The sequence below is a fragment of the Paraburkholderia sp. BL27I4N3 genome (assembly GCF_003386115.1).
GTDB lineage: Bacteria > Pseudomonadota > Gammaproteobacteria > Burkholderiales > Burkholderiaceae > Paraburkholderia.
On the sequence record NZ_QREJ01000001.1, the window covers coordinates 7,476,104 to 7,497,009 of the forward strand.

Consider the following 20,906-nt stretch of genomic DNA (forward strand, 5'->3'; position numbering starts at 1 on the left):
GAATATCTATGTTTAACGAGAGACATAGCCTGTGCAGCGCCTGGGCCGGTCCACTCCGCATTCAAGACTCCCGCCTATACGATGATCAACCTGCGCCACTACTACTGAGCATCAGTGCAGGGCATGCAGTTCATTCACGGCGCGAGGGTCATTGCCCTATGCGTTCCTGACGATATTAGCGAGTGAACAAACGCGGCCCGCTGTAACTTGAAGCGTCATTTTTATGGAGTACATATGAAAGCCGTTATCTATAACGAGTCGGTTCCGCTCGGTTCGCCGGATGCCCTGACCGACACCACGTTGCCCGAGGCGGAGCCAACTGGTTACGACCTGTTGGTGGAAGTGCATTCGATCTCGGTGAACCCGGTCGATACCAAGATCCGTGGCGGCGTGCTGCCGCCACCAGCGGTACCCAAGGTGCTGGGCTGGGATGCGTCCGGCGTGGTGCGCGCCGTGGGCGACAAAGTAACCCTGTTCAAGCCCGGCGATCGCGTCATGTACGCCGGTTCGCTGTTACGGGCGGGCACCAACAGCGAGCTGCACCTGGTCGACGAGCGCATCGTCGGCCCGATGCCGAAGAGTCTTAGCTTCGAGGAAGCGGCCGCGCTGCCGCTGACCACGATCACGGCGTGGGAGTTGCTGTTCGACCGTTTGCAAGTGCGCGAAGGCAAAAACCCGATCGGGACGCTGCTGGTCATTGGCGGCGCCGGCGGCGTCGGCTCGATACTGATCCAGCTGGCGCGCCAGCTGACCGGCCTGACCGTGGTTGCCACCGCATCGCGGCCGGAAACACGCGACTGGGTGCGCGAGCTTGGAGCGCATCATGTGATCGACCACACGCAACCGATGCCGGAGCAGTTGCGCGGCCTTGGGATTGACGAGGTCGATTACGTGGCGAGCCTGACCCACACTGACAAGCACCTGATCGAAATCGCCGAGATGCTGGCGCCGCAGGGCAAGCTGGGGCTGATCGATGACCCCGAGTCGCTCGACGTGCCGATCCTCAAGCCCAAGAGCATCTCGCTGCATTGGGAATTGATGTACACCCGTTCGATGTACCAGACCCCGGACATGATCGAGCAGCACAATATTCTGGTCCGGGTCGCCGGGCTGGTAGACGCTGGCGTGCTGCGCACGACGCTGGCGGACCATTTCGGCACCATCAACGCGGCCAATCTGCGCCGCGCCCATGCCTTGCTCGAGAGTGGCAAGGCGCGCGGCAAGATCGTGCTGTCCGGCTTTTGAGATTTTGAGGAACGCGCCATGAAAACCAAAGCTGCCATAGCATGAATGACACAATGAAAACTCTGCTTCTTCAACAAGCGGGACCGGACTACACACTGGTGCCAGCGAATGTTTCCATCCCCACGCCAGCCGCGGGCGAAGTCCGCCTGCGAGTGAGGGCCTCGAGCATCAACCCGGTGGACTTCAAGTTCGCGCGCAATGGCGCCGGCCTGGCCATGCCCCATATCCTGGGCATCGATGCCGCTGGCGAGATCGATGCCTTGGGCCCGGATGTGACGGGATGGGAGCCAGGCCAGCGCGTGATGGCACTGACCAATCTGTATCGCTGGGGAGCCTATGCGGAGTACGTCGTCGTCGACGCGGCGGTATTGAGCCTTTTGCCGGACGACCTGTCGTTCGAGCAGGCTGCGGCACTCCCTTGCGCCGGGCTGACGGCCTGGCAGGCGGTGCACCGGAAACTGAAACTGCAGCAACCGGGCCAGACGGTTCTGATTACGGGCGCTGGCGGCGGCGTAGGGGGTTTTGCGGTGCAGATGTGCCGCCAGGCCGGCGCGCGCGTCATTGCAACCGCATCACGTTCGGTGGACCGCGTCCGCTCGCTGGGCGCTGACGAGGTTATCGACTACCGCCAGGCTGACGTGCTGGCCGAGGCCATGCGCCTGACCCAGGGTCGCGGCGTCGATGCGGTAATCGATCTGGTGTCGGCTGACTCGGCCACGGCCCTGCTGCCTTTGCTCCGCCACAACGGCGAGATGGTGTGCGTGGTCGGTCGTCCACAGGACAAGGACCTTCCGCCCTGGGAAAAAGCCATTTCGCTGCATGACGTGGCACTGGGCTTCGCCTACCAGCACGGAGACGCCGACAACCTGCGTGACATCGCGCGCGCAGGCGAAACCTTGGCCCGATCGGTTGCGGAAGGACGCATCGACCCGCAGATTACCCGCATCATTTCGCTCGACGAGGTGCCGTCGGCATTGCGTGAGGCTGAAGCAGGACACACACAAGGCAAAGTGGTGATCAGGCTGTGAGCCGCCAGCAAACTTATCCAATTCAACCGTAAGATAGAAAGGAACCTTTATGACCGTTGAAGTCATTGCCACGCTACAGGCCCGCCCCGAAAGGGAATCCGACGTCGAGGCAGCGCTACGCGTGCTGCTCACGCATAGCAGACAGGAACCGGGCATCCGGCGCTACGACCTGTACCGCGACAGCACACGACCCGCCACGTTCCACCTGATCGAGGCTTATGCGGACGAAGCTGCGCTGGAAGCTCACCGTGAGAGCGCCCATTACCTCAGGTATCGAGAGCAGGCCGGCGAGTGGTTGATGGCTGCGCCAATGGTTGCCGTCCTCCACCCTGTTGCCGTTGACCGGGATGAGTAAGTCCCAGGGGCAACGGAACGATTACCCCGCGCGAAACCACGACGCCCCAATGCGGCAGGGTCTGTCGCAACAAGGCATTGAGGCAAAATCCGGCGGACAGAAATGGCTGACGACCGCGATGGCCAGGACGACGGGACGCCGCGCAACACGTTGCGACCTGGCATCGCCAACGTGGTGAAGCGACTGCACCGTCCTCTGGATTTGATGCTGTGGCGCGTGCAGTGGCACGTCGCATAATCGCTGGGCCCGCCCAACCTTGAGGAAATGATGGCAAAACGCGGTGTCGAAGTGGACCATTCGATGGCACCCGCTGGGTGTCGTCGACCTTTTCAGGACTTCGACGATGCTGCGGATAGTCGCATGAAACCGCTGCGTCGGTGCACCGCCGTCTTTTTCGCTCCTCGCGGCGCGCGGGAAGTCGCCACGGCACCAGGCCATATGAGCCGCCGAAGACCCAAAGTCCGGGCGGCTGGCTTCACCCCGTGGCTAAAATCCGCATGAAATCGGAGTCCGCGTCGAAGGGGACGAACGCGTCTTCAGAATATCGTGCGAAGTCCGATTGCCACGCCTACCTGATTGGTCCGGCCAATGGTGTTGGTCGGAACGCCCTCACCGTTGACTCCGCCGGGGTAGTCGGCGGAGAACGCGCCTGTGCCGCGCGCGAAGTCCGTGATCCCGTAGACCTCCGTCCGTTTCGTAAACGAGTATTCGGCGAGAACGGTGCCCGATTGGTTCACCCCCCTCCCGAGCGTGCCGTCGAGCAGTTCAGCATTGCGCGTTTGCCCGTAGTAGTAGGCGAACGTGAACAGCAGCGCAGGCATGGCGTGCCAGTTCGCACCGACGTAATAAGTGTCGTCGATACGGTTGGGACTGCCACTTTTCAGTGTCGGCGCGCCAGATTGCTGCATGTAGCTGTCGGTCAAACCAGTCTGGTCCTGCCCCCGCAGCCAACCGGCCAGGAGGCGGATATCGTGGGTGACCTGAAACGCGCCGCTGATGTGCAGGAAGTTGGTTTTGGCGCCATTGATTGAGCTGCCGACACTGGTGCCAGCCGAAGAGCCGGTCGCAGATGTCGGAACGGAGACCTGCTGGAAGCCTGCGTTGAGCATGGCAGGGCCGTACGTGTATGTCAGTTCGACGGCATAGGTGGCGCCGAGACCAACCGCGCCCGGCTGGTTGCCAAAGCCGTAAAGGGCATTGACATCCAGGCCATCGAAGCTGCCCTTGTACTTGACCGAGTTGTTGACTTCGAGGTAGGGGCCGATGCCGTTATACATCCAGCTGTTTTGCCAATAGTTGCCAACGGTCAGCGGGTCGAAGATGTCGCCCAAGGTGTCATAGGCCGGCGCATATTGCCTGCCAAAAGTCAGCGAGCCCCACGTTTTGTTCGACAGACCCACGAAAGCTTGCCGACTGAACAGGGTGCCAGGGACATGTAGTTGCCCATTAAAAGCTTCGAAGCCGTTTTCAAGGCGGAACACCGCGGACCAGCCGTCCCCCATATCCTCGCTGCCTCTCAGGCCCCAGCGGCTGTGAGTTTCCGGGCCGGACGTCATGGCGACCTGGTCGTTGCCACCCGGGCCAGCATTCGTCTGATACCGGATGGCTTCATCGACGATGCCGTACAGCGTGACCGAGCTTTGTGCAAAGGCCGACGACGCCGCGGCAGCGAAAAGTGCGCCAGTGGCGGTGGAAATAAGTATCTTGTTCATTAGCAATCCACAGTAATGGGTAAGCTAACCGGGAAAGTTTTTCAACGCTCGAACAATAGAACTGAACCGTGAATGAAGCGTAGCCTGTCATTTCGTGGCGGCATAGATACCAATTACGGAGTGTTGTTTATTTGCGGTGTAGGAATGTGGATTGCTCCCCCTCTCGAACGTGGATTTTTTTTGGAGTTGCAGTCCTCAGTGTTACTCAGGGTTGCTCGATATATTGCAACAATCCGTTCCTGACCTCGGGCTTAATATTAAGAGTGCGCTTACCTAAAATGTAGTCATGGTTACGAACAAGGTGTTCGTAACAAGACAAACAAAGTCTGGAGGTAAGTACCATGAATTCACTTGTTCAAGCTGTCGTCGTTGCCGCTGCCCTTGCTGCTCCGATTGCCGTGTTCGCCCAATCGAGCCAGCCGGTGACCCGTGCGCAGGTGCGCGCTGAATTGATTCAACTCGAAAAGGCTGGCTATGACCCGTCAGCCCGTAACGATGCGACCTATCCGGCTGAAATTCAGGCTGCTGAAGCCAAGGTTGCTGCGCAGAACGGCTCGGCAAGTGGTTACGGCGGTGTAGTGAGCGGTTCGTCGGAAGCAGGACGCCCAGCAGTGTCAAAGGCGGACTGGAACGCGATGTACAACCATCCCTAATGCGTTGATACGCGATAGCCAACAAGATGCAGAATGCGTGCAGTCATTGAGCACCGTCATCCGAGCGCGCAGCACCTTGGGCGTCCGTATTTGAAGAACTGGCTCCCTATCGCGGCAATGCTCGGCAGCGGGCCAGTTTCGTATCGAACTTCCTCCAGCGGGCGCCCCACGCCCGCTGGATTCAAGCTTGGAAAGGGGCGCGGCAATACTCCTCGAATTTCTTCGCCAGTCAGGTGGGGACTTCTTTTGTGAGAGTCAGTGTCCGGATGGGGCGCAGGAAACACACTTCGTGGATGACTATCAACGAGATGCAGTTACGGAAGCAGCGTTGATTGTCGAGTCGGATGTCGCGAAGGGTGCGAGCCCGCCTCCGTCAATCGTCGTTGTCACCGGCTCGATCATCAACCGGAGCACGTCGCTTTCCGACGATGAACGGCCGACCCGCGCGGTTATTAACATGGTACGAACACATGCATGAGCAACGTATTCCGTATTCCGAATGATTGATTGGAGATCTGTCGCTTTTCCGGATCGCGGTGCGCAACGGGTTGGTCAGTGCCGCGAGAAACTCGATAACCCCGTGACTATCAACCGCAGCGCGCTCGAAACCTGCCAGGCCATCGATCATCAGTCGCGACACCCGACGGGTCTCGACGGCTTCCAGAAGTTGATAAGCCAGACCATCGACGACGTTCTCGGTCAGTGGATTCCACAGAAGGGAAAGTGCTCCCGCAGTGTCGATATCATCGTCGGAATTGTTGGAGCGTTTATCGGAGGATGGCTTGGGGGAGCCCTCGGACTTCATCTGGGCAGTGGCATCATCGGCTCGCTGATAACGGCGTTCATTGGTGCGGTCATCCTGCTCGCTGTTCTGCGACTTTTCAGCCGGGGCCGCACGCGTCCACTCTAGAGCGCTCACCTTTTATACACTGAGCGCGCCGCTACCGATCGTAAGTGGGCTGGGCCAGAATCAGTCCGGCAGGCGGCCGAGCACCAACGAAAAGGGATGAAGACGCGCCCGACCGCATCTTCATCGCCGAATCAACTCAAGCGAATTTCCGCGCGATATTTCAACTTCGGAACGCCTTGGTGCCGGTCCTCTCTTGTTGGCCCCGCGCCAGTTGTCGCGTCACTTCAAGCAACCGGCTTTAGTTCTTTCCGTTGCGATTCCGCGAACGGGTTGTCGTCACTCACCGGGGGCCGGCTGAACGAGGCCACGCCCTTGGGTTTTTCAGGGTGGCGAGCATCGTCGCACCCTTCATCCGGCTGCCGTTATCGCAGTGCGGCAGCGGACGTCCTGCCGCGCGATCCGCCACACTGGCACGTCGCATCAGCAACGCAGCCAGTTCCGCCGACTCCACATCATGCACTTCGTGACCGACTATCTGCCGCTGCAGCCTGGGTTTTGCTGAGCAAGACCTTCCGGACGGTGCCTCCAAGCCATGCGGTGATCCCGGAGTGGCCGGCAATGACGATAGTCCGGCGAGGTCCGAGGACGATGGCGCCGACGCATAGCGCCAATGGCAGCGTGACGCGCGGTGCTTCCGCCATGCGCAGCAGGATGGCGGCCTCGGCTTCCCTGATGTTAACGGTGCGGTTCATTTCAGCGCCTCCTTCAACGTGTCGAGATCGCTCCGGATTTCTCTCTGCAAAAGATGAAGCGAGCGTCCAGGTTTCTGGGCGCGGACGAAGAGCAAAGAAATCACTGAAACCACCAGCCACGTCGCGGCAACGCCCCATACCACCTGGAGAAAGTAAGGCGTACGCCACGCGGTCGCGATGATCGCAATGCACACGAACGACAGTGTGAACAGCCCGGCGACGGCCAGGGCAACCAGTGCGCTCAACTCGCGGACCAGGCGCGTTTTGGTCTCCTCAAGTTCGACCCCGAGCAACTCACCATAGTCGTTGGCTCGCCCGACGCAAAATCTGCCGACGTTTCGCCACTTCGCAACTTTCGAACGCATGGACATTGCGGAACTCCTCTAGGTCGGCTCGTTGTGGAAGCGCCCTGGCGCGCCACCTGATGTAAATGGCCTTACTCCCGATCTCTCCAGTCGCATCGGCTGTTATCGGGCCTCGAGCGATTTGCCGCGCGTAACGCCCCGAGGATGAATCCGACGCCAGCGGCAATTGCCAGCGCCGCGAGCGGCCGCTCCACCGTAGATTCGCGTACGACATCCACAAAGTCGGCATAGAGTTGCTGCGCTTTGCCACTCAATTCGCTTGCCCACATCGGCGTGGATGCGAAGTCCGGCCCGGTTCACACGGTGATCGGTACGGCGGCCAACGTGCATGACATCACCGAAGCCGAAGCCTTGTTGCACGGGAAAGAAACGGATGTGTACGCTGACGCCGGATATCAGGGTATCGAGAAGCGCTGCGAGACTGACGCAGTTCGCTGGCATATCGCGATGAGACCCCGCAAGCGCAGACAACTGGATCTGGGTGACCGACTGGACAGGATATACGACGAGATCGAACGCCTGAAGGCAGGCATCCGTGCCAAGGTCGAGCACCCGTTCCGCGTCCTCAAGCGTCAGTTTGGTTACACGAAGACCCGGTATAGGGGATTAATGAAAAACACCGCCCAGATCACAACGTTATTTGCTCTGGGCAATTTGTGGATGGCGCGCTGCGCTTTGCGGAAAGCCTGAATACCAGAACGCTGAGGCCGAAAATCTCAGCAAGCCTGGCTTGGCGTGGTGCACGAGTTGGGCAATCAAAGCCCTAACATGCTCTCAACGTTGACACCACGCTGAAACCGAACGGGAGGCACTTCGAAAATGAATTGTGCAGACCTTCCTTAACTGAAACTTGACATCAGGACAACGGCGGCGATGACTACGCTTTGGCGCGTTTGCGAGCCGTGCGCGACACCGCTTTCTTTCCGGAGAGTTCGCATTGCTGGATCACGCGCTCGAGGTGATCCGGACCGGCCGTGATCGCGCTAAGCAAGGTCATCAATACAAAATCGATTAGCTTTGAGATTGAGACTTTCGTGTCAGCTCGTGGTGCGCGATTCGCCAGGATGAGCGTGGCGAGACCATGTTCCATGCTCCACGCCGCGTGCGTCACCAGCTTCAGATCGGCCTGGGACCAGCCAGTTTCGATTGCCAGTGCCTCGATCGTTTCGGAAAATAAGCCAAAAGACCGGTTACTTTCCTCGATGAGCTCTGGATACGCTTGATGCGCGACGATGCGAGGGCCAATCATCAGGCCGAACAGTCCATTGTGGCGCTGTGCGAACTCAACATACTCCCGCATCATCCGGTACGCTTTGGAAAGCGCCGTATCTTCGCTGTCACGGATCGCAACGCGCAGCGCAGCGAGATCACGATAACCACTCGCCGCGATCGTCGCCAGCAATTCGTCGATACCCGAGAAATGACGCGAGGGCGCGGCTTCCGATACGCCCACCATGCGCGCGAGGTAACGCAGGCTCAAGTCCTGTGCGGATACTTCCATGAGCGCACTGCGCCCCGCTTCGATGAGCGCGTTGCGGAGATTGCCGTGGTGGTAATCCGCATTCTTCGCGATAGGTGACTTGGGACTCACGTGGCCTTCGTTCGTGGAGTAAAACAAGGAATCGATTATATATTCTGCGCGAAGAGGCACGCAGTATTGCTGATCGCGCGCCGACAACCGTAGTCCGCTACGGGCATTCTAGCCGCGTAATGACTCGGTAGGCTGCCGGTGGGCTCGCCACGAGTACCTTGCGCGCCCACGCCGGCATCTTCTCATCACATTGGACATCGAACCGATACATCGTCAATGGACGGTCGCTTCCTGACAATGCGTTGCACGCCGAAAAGAAGCACCACGACGCCGAGTGCCTGGACGCAGGCGATCATAATAAACCCGCTCGCGTAAGTGCCCGTTGCGTCGCGGACATATCCAATCAGAAACGGTGTAACGAAGCCGGCGATGTTGGCGACGGAACTGATCAATGGCACGCCGACCACCATCGACTTGCCGCTGAGAAGACCGACAGACATTTGCCAGAAGAGCGTTATACCGGCTCCCGTTCCCGCGAAACCAAGAACTAGCAGGAAAAACGTCGCGGTCGTACTGCCATGCCATACGAAAACGAGCGCCGAAAGGCTCACAGCAGTAAAGACCGACGCCAGCGCACAGAAGAGCCGGCGACGCTGCGCACTGCCCCCGATGCTGCAGATAAGTACATTGCCCAATGCCCCCAATGCGCAGGCACCAGCGACCGCACGGCCGATCTCTTTGAATCCGCCGAATCCCGCTTCACGCAGTATCGTCGGGGAGAAGAAAAACAGTGCGGCGGTAGCGGCCAGCAGGCTAAAGTAGGCGGCGCTCAAGATCCAGATGGCGGGGTTGAATAACAGAGGGCGTTCGTCTTCGCCGGTATCGCTCATCGTTTCGGCGTTCTGCCGGAGATCGTCCTCGATGAGCGTACGCTGGCGCGCCGAGAGCCACCTGGCGGTGGGGGGCTGGTCGGGAAGGATCATGAACGCAACGCCGGCCAGTACGGCGGTAGGGACCGCCTGAGCGAAGAACATCCATCGCCAGCCTTGAAATCCGGCCAGTCCGCTCATGTGATCGAGTACGAATCCACCCGTTAAGCCAATCGTGACCGTCGAGAAAAGTGATCCTGAGTGGAAGATGCTGAAGTTGCGCGTGCGCCTTTTCCCCGGGAACCACGCATTGAAGTACAGCACGACACCGGGGTAGAAACCGGCCTCGAATACGCCGAGCAGGAACCTCAGCGCATAGAACGTCGGCGCGCTGTTGACGAATGTCATCGCGACACTCGTCAGTCCCCATGCACCGGCAATGCCAGCAAGCACGGCACGTGCTCCCAGCTTCTTTTGCAGCATCGTAGTCGGTATGCCGAACAGCACGTAGCCGACGAAGAAGAGGCCGGCGCCCAGTCCGTAGACCGTTTCGCTGAACCGGAGGTCCACCACCATTTGCAACTTTGCAAAAGCGACGTTCGAACGACCAACCCACGCCAGCATCCATAGGCCAAACAGTATCGGCAGTATTCTCCATTGCGCCGAAGCGTAGGCTTTCCGAAGGAGGGCGTCGTCATCAGACGATGCCTCCTCTTGACGAGCTTCATTGACCACTTCCATTCGGTCCTCCGATGTCTTGTGTCGATACAGGTGCTACGACGCATATCGCGGCGATCAAAGCTCGTCGGTCACATTCTGCAACTCACGCGCTTGCGAAAGAACGGTGGCCCCGATCTTCGTTGCGGACGGTACTGGGCCGCCGACCAGAATGCCGGTATCGATTGCATGGCGGATTTCGCTATCGGCCATTCCTGCTTCGCGGAACACCTGCTCGTTATGCTCGCCGCGAAACGCGGGCGCGCTGCGCATGCCAAGCTCGTCATCGGAGAAGTTCCATGGATAGCCGTGTATCAGATACGACCCGCCGCGACGATCCGAAATCTCGTGTACAGCACCCCATTGCCTTGCCCAGTCGGTCTCGGCCAGTTCCTTCAGCGTACGAATCTGGCCCATCGCGATCTTGGCTTCGTCGAGTTGCGCATCGAGCGTCTTAAGATCGCGGAACGACAGCATCCACGTCTGGATCACTGCGTGCAGCGCCTCGTAGTTTTGCAGGCGGCGCTCAGCGCTACTGAAACGCGGGTCCTGTGCAAGGTCCATACGGCGCATGGCGCGCAAGTAGTTCGGAAACGTGTTGCTGCCGACGATGCTTTGCGCCGCCACGAACTCTTCGCCACCGGGGCCGACGAAATGCGGTCCATCGGCGGCGCCAAGGATGCCCGGTTCGGCGCCCGTATCGACACCCGCGAGATCGAGGTGCGCGCGCTCGTTGATTGATAGCATCACTGCCGCCATGGCCACGTCGATATACTGGCCGCGCCCAGTGACTTCACGCTTGCGCACTGCCGCGAGCACGGCAATGGTCGCCTGCAGGCCCGCATAGACGTCCGCATGCGATAGGGGATCGGTCCATCTGTGGCCCTCGCTTGCACTGTCGAAATGCCGCAACGTGTTGTGCGTGAATCCCGTTTCGGCCTGCACGGTCGGTGCGTAAGCCATGCGCGACGCCCACGGACCGCGCTGGCCATAGCCGGTGATTGATACATAGACCAGCTTTGGATTGCGGCGGGAAAGCGTGTCGTAGTCGAGTCCGAAACCCTTGAGTGTCCCGGCTCGAAAGTTTTCGACGACAATGTCGGCTTCGTCGCACAGGCGTAGCACGAACTCACGCGCGCCCGGCGCGTTTAGATCGATGCTGATATTGCGCTTGCCGCTATTTTGCTGGGCGTAGTAGCCGGACATGCCGTCGCGATTCGGGAACGCGGCACGCGATACGTCGGGCCGAGGCGGCTCGATCTTGATGACGTCAGCACCGAGATCGGCTAGCGTCCGCGCGCACAGCGGGCCGGCCAGCACGCGGGAAAAGTCGACGACCTTGAGTCCTTCGAGCGGTCCGGTCATGTCAGTTTCCTTCGAAAACGGCGGTGCCGGGGCCGGCCTTATCGAAGGCCTCCAGTCCACGCTTGAGATCCTGCGACGCCCAGATTGGCTTTTGCAGTTCGAACATCGCCTCGTCGGCAGCGGCCACGCCTTCGTTGACCGCGACCCGTACTAGCTGCTTGGTGGCTGCATGCGCGACGGTCGGACCGGCCGCCAGTTCCTGCGCGACGGACAACGCTACTTCATCGAGCTTGTCGTCGGGCACGACGAGATTGATCAAACCCCAGCGTTCGAGTGTCGCCGCGTCGTAACGACGACCGAGCAACGCGAGCTCTTTCGCACGCGCCGGACCGGCACGCATCACCTGACGCTGGATGCCGCCGAGCAGCGGGTGCAAGCCGAGCGCGACCTCGACCGAGCCGATCCTGGCTGATTCGGCGACGACGCTGAAGTCACAGGCGAGCGCCACTTCGAAGCCACCGCCGAGGCAGGTGCCGTTCACCGCGACAACGATGGGGATCGGAAGGCTTTCGAAGCCACGAAGCACCTCGGGCGGATCCATCAGTGCTTTGCCTTGTTTGGCAATACGATCCGGAAAGAGCGCCACTTCAGCGCCGGCCGAGAAATGCCGCAGACCGCTGCGCAGCAGGATCGCGCGCGAGCCGCGTTTGACCGCCTCGTCGAATTCATCGAGTAGCGCGCGATAAAGCGTCGGGCCCATCAGATTGTGCGGTCGGCGGTTCATCGTAAGGACCGTTACGTGGCCTTTGATTTCTGTCTGAACAATTGCTTCGTCCATTTTTGCTCCGGGTTCTTCAGATTTGTATCTCTCGCATGCCTGCATGTTAACAAGCATAACATTTAATCAAAAAAATAGCGCCGGCATTAACTTGAATAGGTGGCCTCCCAACTCCGGTGGTTGATCAATGTCAATGAGTAAAGGCACAGCTGGCGCCCATCGCGGGCCGAGCCTGTGCAGGAGGGAAGCCAATGTTCGACCAAAGTACGCAGCGATTTGTGTTCACAAGCCAAAACGTTCTCCGGAAGTCCACGGCGGGGAGCGGACGAGCATTTCAATCATCGAGGCCTGCCACGACGCGCGCGTCTCTTTCGGCGCCGTCTCCCAATACGGCAAGAGCTTCCTGATATGCCTCACTCTGAAATGTAGCGAGCGCCTGATCGAAGCTCGGGAATTCGACCACGACGGTCCGTTCCTTTATGCCAGCCTGAAACGCAACGACTTCGCCGCCTCGCACCAGAAATTTTCCACCCGCTGCTTTCACTACCTGTGTCGCGAGGACGCCGTACGCCGCGAGTTTGCTCGCGTCATGGACCGCCCGATACGCTGCCACCCAATATCCCTTTGCCATTTCGCCTTCCCATATTTGAAGAAGATACACGACAATAGTAACGGCGTTAACATGAATATCAATGAGGGTTTTTCCTGGCCAAAAAGCTGGTCGTAGAGTTTGTTAACGGTGTTAGCATTTATCAACGCGATGACTCATTGCCAACTTTTTTGCGGAGAACTTCATGCCGTACACGACGATCAATCCTGCAAGCGGCGAACTGCTCGCCACCTACGACGATATAACCGACGAGTCGCTCGAAGCGAAACTCGCTGCCGCGCAGCGCGCTTTTGAAACCGACTGGCGTCGTCGTCCCGTCAGCGACCGGGCTCGCATCGTGTCGCGCGCTGCGACGCTGTTGCGCGAGAAGGCCGACGAATATGCGGGTTATCTGACGCTGGAAATGGGCAAGCGAAGGGGCGAGGCGCGCAAGGAAGTGGAGTCGGCGGCGAACATTCTCGACTACTACGCAAAACACGCGCATGCCTATCTGAAACCGCGCGCGCTCGATGAAGCGCCCGGTGCTGCCGTGCATATCGAGCCAATCGGTGTGCTCTTCGGCATCGAGCCGTGGAATTTTCCGTACTACCAGATTGCGCGTGTGGCCGGGCCGCAATTGATGGTCGGCAACGTGCTGCTGCTCAAACATGCGGAAAGCGTCCCGCAATCGGCGTTGGCGTTCGCCCGGCTGTTCGAGAAAGCGGGCGCGCCGGAAGGTGTCTATACGAATCTGTTCATCTCGATCGAACAGGCTGGCCGTGTCATCGACGATCCGCGCGTGCAGGGCGTAACGCTGACGGGCAGCGAGCGCGCCGGCGCTGCGGTCGCCGAGCGTGCGGGCCGTAATCTGAAGAAGGTCGTTCTGGAACTGGGCGGCAGCGATCCGTTCATCGTGCTCGACGATGCGCCGCTCGATTGGGCGATCCAAAGCGCGGTCGCAGGCCGCATGCTCAATGCAGGTCAATGCTGCGTGGGCTCCAAGCGCATTATCGTGGTCGGCAAGGAACGCGGTGCCGCTTTTTTGGAGGGCTTCACGCAGCGGATGGCAGAGCTCGAGACGGGCGATCCAGCCGATCCGGCGACCGCCGTCGCACCACTTTCGTCGGAGCGCGCGTTGCAGCTGCTGCTTGAGCAGATCGATCGCGCGGCTTCGCATGGCGCTCGCATTGCGTGTGGCGGAAAACGTGTCGAGCGTCCGGGCTTCTATTTGCAACCGACTGTCCTCACCGACATCTCGCCGCGGAACCCCATCTTCGCCGAAGAACTGTTCGGCCCGGTCGCCGCTTTCTATGTCGCCGAGGACGAAGCGGCTGCGATCGCGCTAGCCAATGGGACGCCTTATGGTCTCGGTGCGTCGGTGTTTACGGCCGATACCGACCGCGGCGAGCAAGTAGCCGCACAGATCGACAGTGGCATGGTGTTCATCAATCAGCCGTTCGGCACGTCGGCGGAACTGCCGTTCGGCGGCATCAAGCGCTCAGGTTTTGGGCGAGAGCTGTCTCTGCTGGGCTTCGACGAATTCGTCAACAAGAAACTGATCCGCGTTGCGCCTGTCGGCGCTTCACCGTTCGGCCCCGCGCGGGCCGCCTGAGCGCGCGATTGCAGCGCCTGATTCTTTTCTCTTTTTGAACAGACACCATGACGAGCAAGACGATTATCAGTTGTGCACTCACTGGCAGCGACGATACCCAGCGCGTGAACCCCGCCGTTCCGGTAACGCCCGAGCAGATTGCCAATGAGGCCATTGCTGCATGTGAAGCGGGCGCGAGCATCGCGCACATTCACGTTCGTGACCCGAAGACCGGCGCGCCAAGCACTGAGCTGGCGCACTACGGCGAAGTCGTTGCGCGCATCCGCAAAAGTGGATGCCCGATATTGATCAACCTGACGACAGGACCGGGGGCGCGTTTCGTTCCCAGCGACGAGGACCCGAACCGCGGAAGCGAACTCAGCACGATGATGACGCCCGAGGCGCGCGTGCGGCATGTGCTGGAGTTGCGCCCGGAAATCTGCACGCTGGACATCGCAACGATGAACTTCGGCAATCGCGCATTCGTGAACGTGCCGGACCATCTGATCAAGATGGCAACCTTGATTGAAGAAGCCGGCGTGAAACCGGAACTCGAGGTATTCGATCTGGGCCACGTGCGCCTCGCTCGCCATCTGATCGAAACGCAGGACATCCTGCAGGCGCCGTTGTTCCAGTTATGTCTTGGCGTGCCGTGGGGCGCATCCGCGGATACCGAGAGCCTTCTGCAGATGAAACGCTATCTGCCCGCGAATGCCCGCTGGTCGGCATTCGGCATCTCGCGTGCCCAGTTTCCGATCGTGGCGCAAAGCGTGATTCTCGGCGGGCATGTACGCGTCGGCCTGGAGGACAACCTTTATCTGGCCAAAGGGGAACTGGCGCCGGGCAACGCGGCGCTGGTGGAACGCGCGGTCAGTATCGTCAAAAGCATCGGCGGGGAGGTGGCAACACCCGACGAGGCGCGCAGCATACTCGGCCTTCCCCGTCGCCACTAGAACGGGTGCGACGATGTGATTGCACTTCTATGTGACGAGTCGCCATCAATGCTGCATTGCGCAAGCATTGATTTCAAACGGTAGCCTATCCTTGGGCTATCTATCACGCCGCGTCGCTCATGTCTGGTTCGCCTTATCTTTCAAGACAACTGGATGTTCTGACATAAGAAACGCGGCATCTATTGATGTATGGAGACAAAAATGCCCTTGTGGAATATCTATCATCCCCCCGGTGCCTACACGGCTGAAGACAAGCAGGAGATGGCGAAACGAATCACCGGTATCTACATCATTCCTCCCTTTTACGTCGGCGTTCTGTTTCATGAACAGCCGAAAGACTCCTTTTTCATGGGAGGTGAGTCGCGAGGCGATTTCGTCAGAATCCGACTGGATCATTTCGCCAGACATATCGCCAACGACGTCGCGTGGACGGAGTCGTGGCTGCGCAAGGCGAACGCTGCCATTGCGCCATTCGTCCAGGAGCGGGGCTATCACTACGAACTGCATGTCGGCGAAACGCCGCAACAACTGTGGTTGATCGACGGCATTCGCCCACCTCGGCCCGATACGGAAGCTGAAAAGAAATGGAAACGCGAAAACCGGGCGTCGCCATATGAGCCGAGCGAAGGTTGAAGCGATCAGCTTCGTCTGAAGCTATTGGGGCTGAGTCTATTGACACGCTGAACCCAATCGATTGCGGTGAAAGTCCGGCTTTCGCCGCAGTCTCTCCCGACCGTATGGAAGAGCACATGAAGGCCTTGATAATCGAACGTAACGGCGAGCCGTCAGGGGTAGTCCACTGGCGTGATTTGCCCGAACCCACCCCCGGGCCCGGTGAAGTCCGGGTGAAGATGCTTCTCGCACCCGTGCATCCCTCCGACCTGCACGTGATTCGCGGTCGTTTCGCCCGTCAGCGTCAGCCGGTGCTTCCGGCGTCGCCCGGGTCAGAGGGCGTCGGCGTCATCGACGCCGTGGGCAGCGACGTGTCACGCACGCGGGTAGGAGAACGTGTTGTGCTGCTGGACGTGCCAGGAACGTGGCGAGAGCAAGTCATCAGTCCAGCCGACCGTGCGATACCGGTTCCGGCTGCAGTCTCCGACGAAGACGCGGCGCAGGCCTTGATCAACCCGACGACGGCATGGGCGATGACGATGTCCGAGCATCAGCTCGAACGCGGCGACTGGCTGGTCCAGAGCGCGGCGGGCTCGACAGTCGGACGCCTCGTGCTGCAGATCGCAAAGGCACAGGGGTTCCGCACCATCAACCTCGTGCGCCGTGAAGAGCAGGTCGCCGAGATACAGGCACTGGGCGGTGACGTCGTGTTATGCACGGCTGACGAACGCTGGCCCGAGCAACTGAAAACGGCCACTGGCGACAAAGGCATCGTAAGCGCGATCGACTGCGTCGCGGGCCAGACAGGCGCCACGCTTGCGCGTCAGTTGGCCACGAATGGTCGCATGCTTGTCTACGGCGCCTTGTCGTCGCATCGTCAGACGGATCCGGCAGCGTTCGAGATGCCGATTTTCGCCCCGGCGCTGATCTATTCGGCTGCCGAGGTGCGCGGCTGGCTGATCTTCTCGTGGCTCGCACGCAAAGGAGTGAGTGAAGCCAGCCAGACGCTGCGCAGTCTGCTCGATCGTATGGCCGAGGGCACCTTGAAGCCGCCGGCAGCGCAGCGCTACAGCCTCGACCGCGCACACGAAGCCTTCGTGGCTGCTGAAAGCGCTGCACACGACGCCAAGCCGCTGCTGGTGTTCGCGCAGCGCTGAGGTCCTGGCCGCGGCTGACTTAAACTGGCGGCCTATTCTGGAAATAGGAAAGCGGCCGCAGTCGATCGCCTGGCAATCACGCGCACCGTCAAATCATGGATCTGAACCTGGTCAGCCTGTTCGTCGAAATCGTCGAGTCGCGTAGCCTCAGCGCCGCCGCACGCAAACTGGGCATGACGCGCGCGAACATCAGTCAGCGGCTCAAGCTGCTGGAGCGCGAGACGGGTGCGCAACTGCTGCGCCGCTCCACACGCAGTTTCGAACTGACGCAAGCCGGCCACACGCTGTACGAATGCGGACAGCGCATGCTCGAAGACCTGAGCACGGCGAGGGCCTCGATCGACAGCCTCGGACAGACGTTGAGCGGCCGTGTTCGCATTAGCGTGCCCACGGGCTTCGGCAGGATGTTTCTCGGCGGCAAGCTGCTGGAGTTCGCGCGCATGCATCCGAACATCGCGCTCACGGTCACGTTCAACAACCGGATCGAAGACCTGATCGCAGCCGAAGTCGACGTCGCGATACGAATTACGACAACGCCGCCGCTCGATTACGTGGCGCGCGTTATCTGCTCGATCGACTGGAATCTGGTTGCGTCGGCGGACTACGTCGACAAGCACGGTCCCATCGACTGTCCGAGCGACCTCGAAAAGCAGACGCTGGTCGCATCACCTTATCCTGGCCGCCGCGTCACGATGACGCTCACGCACCGCGAGGACGAGACAGACGTCCACGTGATCACGATGCAGCCTGCGCTGCAGTCTTCGGACTATCCATTTCTGACGGAAGCCGTGTGTCAGGGCATGGGCATCGGTCTGTTGCCGGCCTACGTGCCGCTCGCTCCGATGAGCTGCGAACTGACGCGAGTCCTTCCGCATTTCCGTGTAGCCGGCATGCAGAACACGTTGTATATCGTGACGTTGCCTAATCGCTACCCGTCGCCCGCGACGCAGGCGCTGATCGACTACCTGCGCGCCGAAATCCTTTCGCTCGCGCAAGCCTGGAGCTAGACCGCCCGGCTTCACTCCGACGGGCACATCATCCCGCTCGATCAAGGCTTTCCCATGTCCAGTGTCAACTTTCAGTTAACAGTTCGTCAACTGTCAGTTGGATTGTCAATGCGCGCTGCGCATTTAACAATCAGTCAACACGAAATACATGGAGACGCGGGACATGACTTCCCACTCGGCCGGACACGCCGTCAGGCGTGAGCTGCGCAACTGCATTCCTGTCGTCACTGTCGACAATCCGCCCGTCAACGCGCTGGGCGTCGCGGTGCGGTGCGCACTGAGCGACGCTATCGGAGCCGCCGAACAGGACCCGGTGTTCTGGCAGCCGTCGCCGCTGATCGTCGATCTCGTCGAGCGCGACGCCACGCTGGCGAGCCTCAATCACACCCCCTGAATCGTTCCATTCTTCATCCCACTTTGCAGAGCCAGACCATGCGAGAAGCCGTCATTGTCTCCACCGCGCGCACGCCATTGACCAAAGCGCACCGTGGAGAATTCAACATCACACCCGGTCCCACGCTGGCTTCGTTCGCGGTGCGTGCGGCCGTCGAACGCTCGGGCGTCGACCCGGAACTGATCGAGGACGCGATCCTCGGTTGCGGCTATCCGGAAGGCAACACGGGCCGCAACATCGCGCGCCAGACGGTGATCCGTGCAGGCTTGCCGCTGTCGATCGCGGGCACGACGGTGACGCGTTTCTGCGCGTCCGGCCTGCAGGCCATTGCGATGGCGGCTGGCCGTATCGTTGTCGACGGTGCGCCGGCGATGATCGCGGGCGGCGTCGAAAGCATCTCCAGCATCCGTACGCGTGAAGACGGCGTGACCGCGCTCGACCCGTGGGTCGTCGAGCACAAGCCTTCGCTCTACATGACGATGATCGATACCGCCGACATCGTGGCGCAGCGCTACGGCATCAGCCGCGAAGCGCAGGACCGTTTCTCGGTGGAAAGCCAGCGGCGCACGGCGGAGGCACAACTCGCCGGCCGCTATGCCGACGAGATCGTGCCCGTGACGACCACGATGGCCGTGACCGACAAGGAGACGGGCGCCGTCAGCCAGCGTGAGGTCACGGTCTCGGCGGATACCTGCAATCGTCCCGGCACCACCATTGAGGCGCTGGCGAAGCTCGCCCCCGTCAAAGGCCCCGACAAATTCATCACGGCAGGCAACTCGTCGCAGTTTTCCGATGGCGCATCGGCCTGCGTGATGATGGAAGCGAAAGCCGCCGAGCGCGCGAACCTCACTCCGCTCGGCGCATTCCGGGGTCTCGCGGTAGCAGGCTGCGAGCCGGATGAGATGGGCATCGGCCCGGTGCTTGCCGTACCGAAGCTGCTCGCACGCCATGGGCTGACGGTCGGCGATATCGGCCTGTGGGAACTCAACGAAGCATTCGCCTCGCAGGCGGTCTATTGCCAGCAACGCCTGGGCATTCCGTCCGAGCGCCTCAACGTCGACGGCGGCGCGATTTCCATCGGCCATCCGTACGGCATGACGGGCTCGCGCCTCGCGGGTCACGTCCTCATCGAAGGCCGGCGTCGTGGCGTGAAGTACGCGGTCGTCACGATGTGCATTGCGGGCGGCATGGGCGCCGCCGGCCTCTTCGAAGTCTATTGAGAGAAACAGCATATGGATTTGAACTTCACCCCTGAGGAGGAAGCCTTTCGCCAGCAGGTCGTGCGCTTCCTGAACGACAAACTGCCCGCGCGGCTCTCCCGCAAGGTGCGCAACGGCTTGCGCCTCACGCGCGACGACATGGCCGAATGGCACGCGATCCTGAACGAACAGGGCTGGCTCGCGAATCACTGGCCCGAACAATACGGCGGTCCGGGCTGGAACACCGTGCAGAAGTTCATCTTCGAGAACGAGTGCGCGCTGGCGGGCGCGCCGCGCATCGTGCCGTTCGGCGTAAATATGCTGGGGCCCGTGCTCATCAAGTTCGGCGACGAAGCGCAGAAGCGTCACTGGCTGCCGCGCATTCTCGATGGTTCCGACTGGTGGTGCCAAGGTTATTCGGAGCCGGGTTCGGGTTCCGATCTGGCGTCGGTTAAGACGAGCGCGGTGCGCGGCATCGATGACGAAGGCGAGCACTACATCGTCAACGGCCAGAAGACGTGGACGACGCTCGGCCAGCACGCGAACATGATCTTCTGCCTCGTGCGTACGGCGACGGATGTACGCAAGCAGGAGGGCATCAGTTTCTTGCTCGTCGACATGAATTCGCTGGGCATCGAAGTGCGTCCCATCATCACGCTCGAAGGCGAACACGAAATCAACGAAGTGTTCTTCACCGATGTGCGCGTGCCCGCTGCGAATCTGGTCGGCGAGGAGAACCGGGGCTGGACGATCGCGAAGTATCTGCTGACCTACGAGCGCACCAACATCGCGGGCGTCGGCTTCTCGGTCGCAGCGCTGGCGCGCTTGCGCCGCGCGGCGCAGAACGTGACGCGCAACGGCCGTCCGCTCGTCGACGATCCGCTCTTTGCGGCGCGCGTCGCCCGCGTCGAAATCGACCTGGAGAACATGAAGACGACCAACCTGCGCGTGATCGCCGCGGTAGCGGGCGGCGGTGTGCCGGGCGCGGAAAGCTCGATGCTGAAGATTCGCGGCACCGAGATTCGCCAGGAACTGACGTCGCTGATGCGCCGCGCGATGGGGCCGTACGCACAGCCCTTTGTCGAAGAAGCGCTGCACGAAGACCATGACGATGCGCCCATTGGCCCCGACGAGGCCGCGAGCGCCGCCGCGCTTTATTTCAACAACCGCAAGCTGTCGATTTTCGGCGGCTCCAATGAAATCCAGAAGAACATCATCTCGAAGATGATCCTGGGACTGTAAGA

21 protein-coding genes and 4 pseudogenes are annotated in these 20,906 nt (G+C 60.6%); 16 read left to right on the top strand and 9 right to left on the bottom strand.

Annotated features, from left to right (window positions below):
- Nucleotides 1-234 precede the first annotated feature (234 nt).
- The 4 genes and pseudogenes from B0G71_RS33880 to B0G71_RS42230 form a co-directional block, all read left to right on the top strand.
- On the top strand, nucleotides 235-1,245 hold the full coding sequence (locus B0G71_RS33880) for a zinc-binding alcohol dehydrogenase family protein (RefSeq protein ID WP_116147400.1): 1,011 nt from the start codon (nucleotides 235-237) through the stop codon (nucleotides 1,243-1,245).
- Between the two features lie 53 nt (nucleotides 1,246-1,298).
- A complete protein-coding gene (locus B0G71_RS33885; protein WP_116147402.1) occupies nucleotides 1,299-2,273 on the top strand; it encodes a zinc-binding dehydrogenase in 975 nt (324 codons plus the stop codon).
- Between the two features lie 49 nt (nucleotides 2,274-2,322).
- Entirely contained in the window at nucleotides 2,323-2,628 is a 306-nt protein-coding gene (locus B0G71_RS33890) for a putative quinol monooxygenase (protein WP_116147404.1), read from the top strand.
- Between the two features lie 102 nt (nucleotides 2,629-2,730).
- A pseudogene (locus B0G71_RS42230) lies at nucleotides 2,731-2,928 on the top strand (hypothetical protein); the annotation flags it as partial.
- 236 nt (nucleotides 2,929-3,164) lie between these two features.
- On the opposite strand, the gene B0G71_RS33895 reads toward B0G71_RS42230, so the two are convergent.
- Entirely contained in the window at nucleotides 3,165-4,340 is a 1,176-nt protein-coding gene (locus B0G71_RS33895; protein WP_116147406.1) for a porin, read from the bottom strand.
- Between the two features lie 341 nt (nucleotides 4,341-4,681).
- Here B0G71_RS33895 and B0G71_RS33900 point away from each other — a divergent pair, with 341 nt between their 5' ends.
- The 3 genes and pseudogenes from B0G71_RS33900 to B0G71_RS33905 all read left to right on the top strand — a co-directional run.
- Nucleotides 4,682-4,993, top strand: a complete 312-nt coding sequence (locus tag B0G71_RS33900) for a DUF4148 domain-containing protein (protein WP_116147408.1) — start codon at nucleotides 4,682-4,684, stop codon at nucleotides 4,991-4,993.
- 289 nt (nucleotides 4,994-5,282) lie between these two features.
- Nucleotides 5,283-5,471 carry a hypothetical protein gene (locus tag B0G71_RS41085; RefSeq protein ID WP_147308738.1) on the top strand — a complete coding sequence of 63 codons (189 nt, stop codon included), beginning with the start codon at nucleotides 5,283-5,285 and terminating at the stop codon, nucleotides 5,469-5,471.
- A gap of 258 nt (nucleotides 5,472-5,729) precedes the next feature.
- A pseudogene (locus tag B0G71_RS33905) lies at nucleotides 5,730-5,903 on the top strand (GlsB/YeaQ/YmgE family stress response membrane protein); the annotation flags it as partial.
- 254 nt (nucleotides 5,904-6,157) lie between these two features.
- Here the strand turns inward: B0G71_RS33905 and B0G71_RS42235 are convergent.
- The 3 genes and pseudogenes from B0G71_RS42235 to B0G71_RS33915 all read right to left on the bottom strand — a co-directional run.
- Nucleotides 6,158-6,384 (bottom strand): annotated as a pseudogene (locus B0G71_RS42235) (IS3 family transposase); the annotation flags it as partial.
- On the bottom strand, nucleotides 6,356-6,595 hold the full coding sequence (locus B0G71_RS33910; protein WP_116147410.1) for a hypothetical protein: 240 nt from the start codon (nucleotides 6,593-6,595) through the stop codon (nucleotides 6,356-6,358). The gene B0G71_RS33910 and the pseudogene B0G71_RS42235, both read right to left, overlap by 29 nt.
- Nucleotides 6,592-6,966 carry a phage holin family protein gene (locus B0G71_RS33915; protein WP_116147412.1) on the bottom strand — a complete coding sequence of 125 codons (375 nt, stop codon included), beginning with the start codon at nucleotides 6,964-6,966 and terminating at the stop codon, nucleotides 6,592-6,594. Before B0G71_RS33915 ends, B0G71_RS33910 begins: the two co-directional genes overlap by 4 nt.
- 255 nt (nucleotides 6,967-7,221) lie before the next feature.
- On the opposite strand from B0G71_RS33915, the pseudogene B0G71_RS33925 reads away from it, so the two are divergent.
- A pseudogene (locus tag B0G71_RS33925) lies at nucleotides 7,222-7,650 on the top strand (transposase); the annotation flags it as partial.
- 187 nt (nucleotides 7,651-7,837) lie between these two features.
- Here B0G71_RS33925 and B0G71_RS33930 read toward each other — a convergent pair.
- The 5 genes from B0G71_RS33930 to B0G71_RS33950 all read right to left on the bottom strand — a co-directional run bounded on the left by B0G71_RS33930 (nucleotide 7,838) and on the right by B0G71_RS33950 (nucleotide 12,791).
- Complete coding sequence (locus tag B0G71_RS33930) at nucleotides 7,838-8,638, bottom strand: TetR/AcrR family transcriptional regulator (RefSeq protein ID WP_116147414.1); 801 nt, start codon at nucleotides 8,636-8,638, stop codon at nucleotides 7,838-7,840.
- 98 nt (nucleotides 8,639-8,736) lie between these two features.
- Nucleotides 8,737-10,101 carry an MFS transporter gene (locus B0G71_RS33935; protein ID WP_116147416.1) on the bottom strand — a complete coding sequence of 455 codons (1,365 nt, stop codon included), beginning with the start codon at nucleotides 10,099-10,101 and terminating at the stop codon, nucleotides 8,737-8,739.
- A gap of 54 nt (nucleotides 10,102-10,155) precedes the next feature.
- Entirely contained in the window at nucleotides 10,156-11,442 is a 1,287-nt protein-coding gene (locus B0G71_RS33940) for a CaiB/BaiF CoA-transferase family protein (protein ID WP_116147418.1), read from the bottom strand.
- A gap of 1 nt (nucleotide 11,443) precedes the next feature.
- Nucleotides 11,444-12,220, bottom strand: a complete 777-nt coding sequence (locus tag B0G71_RS33945; protein ID WP_116147420.1) for an enoyl-CoA hydratase/isomerase family protein — start codon at nucleotides 12,218-12,220, stop codon at nucleotides 11,444-11,446.
- Nucleotides 12,221-12,494: 274 nt separating this feature from the next.
- Nucleotides 12,495-12,791 (bottom strand): DUF1330 domain-containing protein, encoded by a 297-nt coding sequence (locus B0G71_RS33950; RefSeq protein ID WP_106283233.1) that lies wholly within the window; start codon nucleotides 12,789-12,791, stop codon nucleotides 12,495-12,497.
- 163 nt (nucleotides 12,792-12,954) lie between these two features.
- Between B0G71_RS33950 and B0G71_RS33955 the strand changes: the two genes are divergently transcribed.
- The 8 genes from B0G71_RS33955 (at nucleotide 12,955) to B0G71_RS33990 (ending at nucleotide 20,904) form a co-directional block, all read left to right on the top strand.
- Entirely contained in the window at nucleotides 12,955-14,361 is a 1,407-nt protein-coding gene (locus tag B0G71_RS33955; protein WP_116147422.1) for an NAD-dependent succinate-semialdehyde dehydrogenase, read from the top strand.
- A 47-nt stretch (nucleotides 14,362-14,408) separates the two neighbouring features.
- Nucleotides 14,409-15,293, top strand: a complete 885-nt coding sequence (locus tag B0G71_RS33960) for a 3-keto-5-aminohexanoate cleavage protein (RefSeq protein ID WP_116147424.1) — start codon at nucleotides 14,409-14,411, stop codon at nucleotides 15,291-15,293.
- Nucleotides 15,294-15,494: 201 nt separating this feature from the next.
- A complete protein-coding gene (locus tag B0G71_RS33965) occupies nucleotides 15,495-15,926 on the top strand; it encodes a tautomerase family protein (RefSeq protein WP_106283062.1) in 432 nt (143 codons plus the stop codon).
- 116 nt (nucleotides 15,927-16,042) lie between these two features.
- Nucleotides 16,043-17,062 (top strand): zinc-dependent alcohol dehydrogenase family protein, encoded by a 1,020-nt coding sequence (locus B0G71_RS33970; RefSeq protein ID WP_181916865.1) that lies wholly within the window; start codon nucleotides 16,043-16,045, stop codon nucleotides 17,060-17,062.
- Between the two features lie 95 nt (nucleotides 17,063-17,157).
- Nucleotides 17,158-18,069, top strand: coding sequence for a LysR family transcriptional regulator (locus B0G71_RS33975; RefSeq protein WP_106283064.1), 912 nt, complete (start codon nucleotides 17,158-17,160; stop codon nucleotides 18,067-18,069).
- 163 nt (nucleotides 18,070-18,232) lie between these two features.
- Nucleotides 18,233-18,463: a hypothetical protein gene (locus B0G71_RS33980; RefSeq protein WP_116147428.1), complete on the top strand. Its 231-nt coding sequence runs from the start codon at nucleotides 18,233-18,235 to the stop codon at nucleotides 18,461-18,463.
- Between the two features lie 38 nt (nucleotides 18,464-18,501).
- On the top strand, nucleotides 18,502-19,683 hold the full coding sequence (locus tag B0G71_RS33985; protein ID WP_116147430.1) for an acetyl-CoA C-acyltransferase: 1,182 nt from the start codon (nucleotides 18,502-18,504) through the stop codon (nucleotides 19,681-19,683).
- Nucleotides 19,684-19,695: 12 nt separating this feature from the next.
- Nucleotides 19,696-20,904, top strand: coding sequence for an acyl-CoA dehydrogenase family protein (locus B0G71_RS33990; RefSeq protein ID WP_116147432.1), 1,209 nt, complete (start codon nucleotides 19,696-19,698; stop codon nucleotides 20,902-20,904).
- Nucleotides 20,905-20,906: the final 2 nt, after the last annotated feature.